We start from the raw sequence: 6,875 nt of genomic DNA on the forward strand, positions 1-6,875 counted from the left end.
CATAGGCTGAGCCGATGTTGATCACTAACCGGATCGCGGAGGCGTTCGCCGACGCGGACATGCGGGGGTGGCTGCACGCGCGCGACCTCGACACCGGCCGGGAGGTCGCCGTCGGCGCGGATGACCAGGTCGTCATCGGGTCCATCTTCAAGATCCTGCTGGTACTGGAGTTCGCCCGGCAGGTCGTCGCCGGCTCGCTCGACCCGGCCGAGCGGGTGCTCGTCCGCTCGCGTGACCGGCTCGGCGGCTGGGGGACGGCGGGCTGCGCCGACGACGTCGAGGTGTCGCTGCGCGACCTGGCCTACTTCACCATGTCCGTCAGCGACAACACCGCCGCCGACATGCTGCTGAGCCGCATCGGCGGCCCGGACCTGCTGCCACTGCTCGCCCAGGAGCTGGGCCTGGTCCGCACCCGGCTGATCGGCGGGCCGCGGGAGATCCTGGAGACAATGATCGCCGACGTCGGCGCTCGCGACGACGACGAGTTCGCCCGGATCTTCCCCGCCCTGCCCGAGGAGCAGATCCGGGCGCTGCGGGTGTACGACCCCGCGCACACCAACTCCAGCACCCCGGAGGAGATCACCCGGCTGCTCGCGCTGATCTGGCGGGACGAGGCCGGCCCGGCGCAGGCCTGCGCGACCGTACGCGCGCTGATGTTCCGGCAGCTGTTCTGGACCCGGCTCGCCGCCGCCTTCCCGCCCGGCGTCCGCGTCGCCGGCAAGACCGGCACGCTGCCCGGCCTGCACATGGAGGCCGGTGTCGTGGAGTACCCGGACGGCGGCCGCTACGCGGTGGCGGTGTTCGCCAGGACCGAGCGGCTGTCCATGCCGCGCCTGGACCTCGACCTGGTGCTCGGGCGGGCCGCGAAACTGGCCGTCGACGAGCTGCGCGGACAGTGACATAGGACACTTGCCGCGATTGTCGGCTGACGCCTGAACTGGGGTGATATCCGAACCGATATGGCAGGTGCCGCTCTCCGATCTTGGACGGTGCCGTCGGCCGGGTGTTTCGCTGCGCTGGTCACCTTGATCCACCGCACGAGGGGAAACACCATGTCAGAGCACCAGGTCGGCCGCCGCCGCTTCCTCGCGACGGCCGCCGCGGGCACCGCGCTCACCTCGATGGCCGCCATCCCGGTCGCCGCCGCGCCGGCCGCCGCCGCACCCAGCCCCCGATCGAGCACCGTGAAACGACAGACGGCGACCTTCCGCTGGCTGGGCACCTCCGGCTGGCGCATCGACATCGGCGCTCGCACCGTCCTGATCGACCCGTACGTCACCCGCTTCCCGACCGGCCTGTTCACCGGCGCGTTCGACCCCGCCACCGCGCTCACCGTCGACGCCGCGACCGTGGCCGCGCACGTGGGCAAGCCGGAGACCGTGTTCGTCACGCACACCCACTGGGACCACTTCAACGACGTGCCCCACGTGGCGACGACCACCGGCGCACGGGTCTTCGGCACGCTCACCGCGTACCACCTCGGGCTCGCGGCAGGCGTGCCCGCGTCGCAGCTCAGCCCGGTGAAGGGCGGCGAGGTGCTGGCGTTCGGCGACTACTCCGTCGAGGTCGTGCCCGCGCTGCACAGCCGCAACGGGTCGTACTCGATGGCGTTCCCCGGGGTGCGCACCAGCCCGCCGAGCCCGGCCCCGGCCACCATCGCCGACCTGCCCGAGGGCGACACGCTGTCGTACCAGCTCACCGTCACCGGCGGGCCCTCGGTGTTCTTCATGGGCGCCAGCGACTTCGTCGAGCGCAACCTGCGCGGCCTGAACCCGGACGTGGCGATGCTGGCCCTGCCGTCCAGCACCGCCACCCACGAGTACGTGCCCCGCCTGATCGAGGCGCTGGACCGCCCCGCGGTCGTGGTGCCGGTGCACTGGGACAACTTCGAGACGCCGCTGCAGAACCCGCCGGTCGTCGCGCCCGCCGACGCCCAGCGGCTGGCCGCGTTCGAGGCGGCGATCCGCCAGGTCGCCCCGCGCACGACGATCCTGCGCCCGCAGTACGCCACCCCGTACACCTTCTGATCAGGCACGGCCTCGACCGGGTCGGCAAACCCGGTCGAGGCCGGCGGCCCGATGGTGCGATCATCGGCCGATGACCAGGCAATGGATCGTCATGAGCGCCGACTACTGCTGCGGCCACCCGCTCTCGGTCACCGACGCCGACGGGATCTCGCAGGTGTGCGACCCCGCGTCCCTGCCGATCGGCGAAGCGCTGGTCGACGAGCTGGCGGCCTGGAAGGATCGCTTCGATCAGACCCTCGACCATGAGTACCCGCCGGACTCCGGGTTCGCGTCGCCCGACGACGAGCACGAGTTCTACGCCGACGGGCTGGTCCTGGCCGCGGCGCTGGCCCTCGAACTGCTGGACAGCCACGTCGTCGAGTACCACGACGACCGCTACCCCGCGGGTTTGCGCGAGCTGCGTCTGCTGGCGGACGGTGCGGTGATCGTGGAGGAGGGCCGGCTCGTCCTGCCCGCGCATTGGTCGGATCTCGCCGCCGACCCCGACCGGCGGCACGCCCTGCTGGCACAGTTCGAGCACGAGCGGGCCGCCGGGCATGTCCTGGAAGGCAAGGACCTCACCCTGCTCGCACGCTGCACCCGGTGCGACGACATCCTGTTCCGCGTCGAGGACGGCGGCCGGTACGCCGTCGTGCACCTCACCCGCAGTAGTAGCCGGGAGCCGGACGCCGCGTTTCCGTGGACGAACCTGCACGACGACCGGGTCGCGGTGCTCGCCGATCTCAGCGAGAAGCATTACCGGAGTTCAGCCCGGCCCTCAGGGCCTGGCAGGTAATGCGCCGCGTTCGACCGGGAAGCGTTCGCAGGTTCTTCTCAGCTTCACCGACCGGGCACGCCGAACCCTAGCCTCACTTAACGTGATTCCATGCGAAAAGCCCGAATCATGGGGATGATGGCCGCCACCTGCTCGCTGCTGGCCGGCTGCAGCCTCCTCCCGCCCAGCCTGACCGGGCAGGTCGGCCTCGCCGGCGTCGGGGACCCCTACTTCCCGACCTACGGCAACAGCGGCTACGACGTCGAGCGATACCAGCTGAAGGTCAAGTTCGATCCGGCCACCGGGCGGCTGGACGGGACCACAACGGTGCGCGCCAAGTCGACCCAGGCCCTCGACCGGTTCCACCTGGACCTGTACGGGCTGACGGTCGGCAAGGTCACCGTCGACGGGCGGGCCGCCAAGTCCGCGCGCGAGGGCGACGAACTGGTGATCACCCCGGCCGCGCCGGTCGCCTCCGGGGCTGTCTTCACCACCGAGGTCGTCTACGGCGGCCGCCCCGCCGACACCCCGGACGGCGACGCCGAGAACAACGGCTTCTTCACCAGCCGGCGCGGCGCGGTGGCCGTCGGCGAGCCGCAGTCGGCGGCGGCCTGGTTCCCGGTCAACGACCACCCGCGCGACAAGGCGCTGTACGACATCGAGCTGACCGTGCCGCCCGGCTACAGCGGGATCAGCAACGGGCTGCTGCGCGGGCGCACCGAGAACGCGGGCTGGAGCACCTGGCGCTGGGAGGTCACCTCGCCGATGGCGTCCTACCTGGCGCTGATGGCGGTCGGCAAGTTCCGGCTGGCGCAGGGCGAGCACAAGGGCAAGCCCGTGATCACCGCGATCGCGGAGAAGGTCCCGGTGGGGGAGGCCGACCGCAACCTGGCCCGGACCCCGGAGGTCGCCGACTTCCTGGAGACGATCGCCGGGCCGTACCCGTTCGACGCCTACGGCGGGATCGTGGTCGCCGAACGCCGCGTCGAGGACGAGATGGAGAGCCAGACCCGCCCGGTGTACACCGCCGAGACCTGGGCCGAGGGCCCCGACACCGGCATCCTCGCGCACGAGCTGGCGCACCAGTGGTTCGGGGACAGCGTCTCGGTGGACACCTGGCGCGACATCTGGCTCAACGAGGGCTTCGCCACCTACGCCGAGTGGATGTGGCTGGAGCACGACGGCGGCCCGACCGTGCAGCAGCAGTACGACAAACGCTACGCCGACAAGAAGTCGGACCTGTGGAAGGTCCCGCCCGGCGACCCGGGCCGCGAGGAGATCTTCTCCGACAGCGTCTACGAGCGCGGCGGCATGACCCTGCACGCGCTGCGCCGCCTCGTCGGCGACGAGAAGTTCTTCGGCATCCTGCACACCTGGACCGAGCAGCACAAGGACGGCAACGCCAGCACCGCCGACTTCATCGCCCTGGCCGAGCAGGCCGCGGGCCGGCAGCTGGACGGCTTCTTCGACCAGTGGCTGTACACCACCGGCCGCCCGTCCTGACGGCATGAGGCCCGGCGACCTGTTTCGGGTGCCGGGCCTCGACCGTGGCTACGCCACTTCGATGTAGTCCAGTTCGGCCCAGCGCGACAGGAACGTCAGCCGCACCGTATTCGTGCCGGCTGCCAGGGTGACGTCGACCGGGACCTGCCGCCAGGTCTCCCAGCCGGTGTTCGGGTAGTTGACGGTGGTGGGGGAGCCGCCGTTGACGGTCAGCGTGTGCTGGGCGTCGCCGAAGCCCGCCGCGTAGGCGACGTACACCGTGTAAGCCCCTGCTCGGGGTGCGAAGACGCTCAGCTGCACCCAGCTGTCGGCGTAGTCGATGTACGCGACGGCCTGGCCTTGCGACGCGGTGGTGGTGTTGCGGATCGCGCAGCGGTTCAGGGTGCCGCGTTCGGCCTCGGTGCGCACCCGGCTGCCCCGGACCACGGGGAAGCCGCCGGACCAGGCGAGCGCCGCCACGTACATGCCCCGGGCGCTGTAGTTGTTGATCCAGCCGTGGAACACCAGGTGGTCCCCGGCGGGGTCGCGGACCACGTCCGCGCCGCCCGGCCCGCGGACCGTGCCGTTGACGCTGTCGGTGGTGAGCAGCGACCGGTACGCCTTCGTGTATGGCCCGGCCAGCGACGCCGAGGTGGCGTAGCTGGTCTGGTAGCCGTCGCCGCCGTAGCTGCCCAGCGAGTAGAACAGCACGTACTGCGCGCCGACCTTGGTCAGCACCGGGCGAGCGCGAGGCACGCGGAGACGACGGGGGATCGGGTGCGGGGCATCGCTCCTCCTCAGAACGCTTTCGTAATAGGAAAGAAAGCATCAAGAAAGAGAAGGATATCGAAGTGTGACGTTATTATCATCCGTCCGGCCGGGCGTGATCGCCGCTCGCCGCGTTGTGCTCACCAGCCGAGTCGGGCCGCCACCGGCAGGTGGTCGCTGCCGGTGGCGGGCAGCACCCACGAGCTTTTCGGCTGTACGCCCTTGGTCAGGATCTGGTCGATCCGCACCACCGGGAACGCGGCCGGCCAGCTGAAGCCGAAGCCGTCCCCGGCCGCGACCTGGGCCGAGCGCAGCCGCGAGGTGAGGCCGGCCAGCGCGCGGTCGTCGACCGTGCCGTTCAGGTCGCCGAGCAGCACCACCCGCTCGTTGCGCTCGGCGGCGACGGCCTCGGCGAGCGCCTGGGCGTTGCGGTCACGGTCACCGGTCGAGAAGCCGCCCCGGGGGTTGACCCGGGCGGATCCCAGGTGGGCCACGTACACCGCCAGGGGACCCTTGCCGGTGGTCACCGTGGCGCGCAGCGCCCGGTTGTAGGCCAGTTTCTCCTCGGCCGGTTTGGTGTCCCCGAGTGGCCCGACGTCCATCCTGGTGTCGATCGGCCGGGTGTCCGACAGCGGCAGCCTGCTCCACAGCCCGACCGTGCCCTGCACCGTGTGATGCGGGTACGCCGCCGCCAGCCCTTGCTCGTACGTGCCCCGGGCCTGCTCGGTCAGCTCCACCAGGGCCAGCACGTCCGCTCCGGAGGTGGCCAGGTCGCGGGCGGTGCCGGCCGGGTCGGGATTCTCGGCGCCGACGTTGTGCTGCACCACCGTGAGGTCGCCGCCCGGCTGGGACTTGTCGCCGAGCAGCCCGCCGAAGAGGCTCAGCCACACCGCGGCCGGCAGCAGCAGCGCGGCCCCGGCGGCGGGGGAGCGACGCCACAGCGCCCCGGCCAGCAGCACCGGAATGCCCAGGCCGAACCACGGCAGGAAGGTCTCCACCAGGCTGCCGAGGTTCCCGATCCGGTTCGGGACCAGCTCGTGAAACAGCATGAGCACACCCAGCAGCAGGGCCATTGCGGCGACCACAGGGCCGCGCTTCCACGAGTCCGGCGCGAGGGCGGCGCGGACCTTCACGCGCCAGGTCCCGGCTTCGGTCTCCTTCGTGTCCAGCTGCGTCACCGTTAGTCCTCGCTCATTGCCGACTTCCGCCGGTGATTCGATCACTCAGCGTGTTACCGGAGCGTGAGCGGGCACCGGTAGCGCGCACCTGCCTGGTGCGGTTGCCCGCCAACTGCGCGCGCAAAAACTGTTATGACGGGTGGCGTCGCCGGGTCGCGAAAATTCCGCACACACTGATCCCGGTGACGGTCTCCCGGGTGAACAAGACCACCGTGCCTGATGCCTGTTCACCTGCACCTATCGCTCGCCCGGTGCACGAGGCATTTCCGGAAGTTTTCCGAAAGTTCTTGCCTGAAACAAACTCCGATGGCAGCATCCGCATTGATAAATCTCTCGATAGGACGTCCGGTCGTTCCGCCAACACGGCTCGGGTGCCCGCCAGAAGAAGGAGGCCAAGGTGGCCACAAGTCCCTCCGTCCATCGTGGCGAAACCCCGTGGACGAGATCGCCCATCGTCAGAGCGCTGTTAGCCGGCGCGGTCAGTGTCGCGGCATTGGCCACGGTTACGGTGATGATGCCGTCGGCGCAAGCGGCGGAGAGCACGCTGGGCGCGGCAGCCGCGCAGTCGGGCCGCTACTTCGGCACGGCGCTCGCGGCCGGTCGGCTCAGCAACTCGACGTACAGCACGATCGCCGCCCGTGAGTTCAACATGATCACGGCCGAGAA

The 6,875-nt window shown here is 70.5% G+C and carries 6 protein-coding genes; 4 read left to right on the forward strand and 2 right to left on the reverse strand.

The annotated features are described in order from the left end of the window. Nucleotides 1–14 precede the first annotated feature (14 nt). From ACFQO7_RS21215 to ACFQO7_RS21230, 4 genes are all read left to right on the forward strand, one after another. Nucleotides 15–899 carry a serine hydrolase gene (locus ACFQO7_RS21215; RefSeq protein ID WP_376807964.1) on the forward strand — a complete coding sequence of 295 codons (885 nt, stop codon included), beginning with the start codon at nucleotides 15–17 and terminating at the stop codon, nucleotides 897–899. Nucleotides 900–1,052: 153 nt separating this feature from the next. Continuing rightward, nucleotides 1,053–2,027: an MBL fold metallo-hydrolase gene (locus ACFQO7_RS21220; protein WP_376807965.1), complete on the forward strand. Its 975-nt coding sequence runs from the start codon at nucleotides 1,053–1,055 to the stop codon at nucleotides 2,025–2,027. A gap of 70 nt (nucleotides 2,028–2,097) precedes the next feature. Then, nucleotides 2,098–2,802: a hypothetical protein gene (locus ACFQO7_RS21225; RefSeq protein WP_376807966.1), complete on the forward strand. Its 705-nt coding sequence runs from the start codon at nucleotides 2,098–2,100 to the stop codon at nucleotides 2,800–2,802. A gap of 90 nt (nucleotides 2,803–2,892) precedes the next feature. Continuing rightward, on the forward strand, nucleotides 2,893–4,284 hold the full coding sequence (locus tag ACFQO7_RS21230; protein WP_376807967.1) for a M1 family metallopeptidase: 1,392 nt from the start codon (nucleotides 2,893–2,895) through the stop codon (nucleotides 4,282–4,284). 48 nt (nucleotides 4,285–4,332) lie between these two features. On the opposite strand, the gene ACFQO7_RS21235 is transcribed toward ACFQO7_RS21230, so the two are convergent. Together ACFQO7_RS21235 and ACFQO7_RS21240 are read right to left on the reverse strand one after the other, a co-directional pair. Continuing rightward, nucleotides 4,333–5,019 carry a CBM35 domain-containing protein gene (locus ACFQO7_RS21235; protein WP_376807968.1) on the reverse strand — a complete coding sequence of 229 codons (687 nt, stop codon included), beginning with the start codon at nucleotides 5,017–5,019 and terminating at the stop codon, nucleotides 4,333–4,335. A gap of 152 nt (nucleotides 5,020–5,171) precedes the next feature. After that, nucleotides 5,172–6,104: an endonuclease/exonuclease/phosphatase family protein gene (locus ACFQO7_RS21240; protein WP_376807972.1), complete on the reverse strand. Its 933-nt coding sequence runs from the start codon at nucleotides 6,102–6,104 to the stop codon at nucleotides 5,172–5,174. Nucleotides 6,105–6,875: the final 771 nt, after the last annotated feature.

The sequence above is a fragment of the Catellatospora aurea genome (assembly GCF_042663325.1).
Classification (GTDB): Bacteria; Actinomycetota; Actinomycetes; order Mycobacteriales; family Micromonosporaceae; genus Catellatospora; species Catellatospora aurea.